Genomic DNA, 1,168 nt, shown 5'->3' with positions numbered 1-1,168 from the left:
CGGCAGCACGCCGCCGGCGGCGATGTTGGCGTTCTTCAGGAAATCGAAGGCGACGAACTTGTCGTTGTCGCTGGCTTCCTTGTCTTCCAGGATGTTGCGAAGCTGCTTCAGATGCCCAGGCCGCAGATAGTGATTGATGTCACCGAACGCGGCTTCGGAGAGCGCGCGCAGCGCCTCCCGCGACACCACCAGCATGTCCTTGCCCAACACCTTCTCGACCCGGACGCCCTCGCTCGTGACCTTCTTGTAGGGCGTGGTATCCGCGCCAAGCGGGAACAAGGGCGTGTGCTTGTAGGGCGGAACGGGCTTCTGCTGGTCGGGAAAGGCGGTCGGGGCGTTCATGGGGTGCTCTTTGGGCTGCACGTCGGTTCGAAAGGCCGGTGCCAGCCGCGGGGCCGCCCGGCAATGTAGAGCCGTTCTAAGCCTTTTTCGGACAAAGGAAAGGGAAGCCGGCGGCCTTCCAGCCATGCGCTGCGGCGGCAATCCCCGTGCTAATGTTTCATCCTGCCGTAATCCCGGGTTGCCACTACGGCACGCAATCCATGAAAGCGGCCAAGAGGTTCGCAAAGGGGGCCATCATGAAATCAGGGCTTTTTGCCTCATTCGCAGCGCTGGCCTTGTTGATCGCGCTCCCGGCCAGCACTGACGCGGCTCGGCTCGGCCGAGCGTGCGGCGGCATCGCCGGCCTGCAATGCAGCCGTGGCGGCCAGTTCTGCCAGTTCAAGCCCGGGCAATGCGGCCGTGCCGACCAGACCGGCAGCTGCGCGTTCCGGCCGACGATCTGCAACAAGATCTACAAGCCGGTCTGCGGCTGCGACGGCAAGACCTACGGCAATGACTGCGAGCGCCGGGCCGCCGGCGCCTCCAAGGCGCAGGACGGCAAGTGCCCATCCTGACGGCCAGGCCATATTGACGCGCTCGGCCGGAGCCTGCATGTAGCTTCGCGTATTTTCATACCGCGGGGGTATTTCGTGACAGCATCGTTGCGCCGACGCTTGCCTTTGGGCATCCGCTCCACCCTGCCCGCCGCGCTGCTCGCGCTCGCAACCGCTTTTGCCGCAGCGCCCGCGCATGCCGATCCCTGCGTCGACATCGCCAAGCAGCTCGCCGGCCAGATCGACGGGCTGAAGGTCAATTTCAGCGCCGCCAACATCACATACCTCACACA

The 1,168-nt window shown here is 64.6% G+C and carries 2 protein-coding genes and 1 pseudogene; 2 read left to right on the top strand and 1 reads right to left on the bottom strand.

Annotated features, from left to right (window positions below; translation table 11 throughout):
* On the bottom strand, positions 1-342 hold a 342-nt coding region (locus B2W55_RS29130; RefSeq protein ID WP_291532686.1), incomplete at its 3' end, for a fumarate hydratase.
* A 236-nt stretch (positions 343-578) separates the two neighbouring features.
* On the opposite strand from B2W55_RS29130, the gene B2W55_RS29125 reads away from it, so the two are divergent.
* A complete protein-coding gene (locus B2W55_RS29125; RefSeq protein ID WP_043855446.1) occupies positions 579-896 on the top strand; it encodes a Kazal-type serine protease inhibitor family protein in 318 nt (105 codons plus the stop codon).
* Between the two features lie 75 nt (positions 897-971).
* Positions 972-1,168 (top strand): annotated as a pseudogene (locus B2W55_RS29120) (hypothetical protein); the annotation flags it as partial.

The sequence above is a fragment of the Bradyrhizobium sp. UBA2491 genome (assembly GCF_002341725.1).
Lineage (GTDB): Bacteria > Pseudomonadota > Alphaproteobacteria > Rhizobiales > Xanthobacteraceae > Bradyrhizobium.
This window is presented reverse-complemented; position numbering and strand designations above follow the sequence as displayed.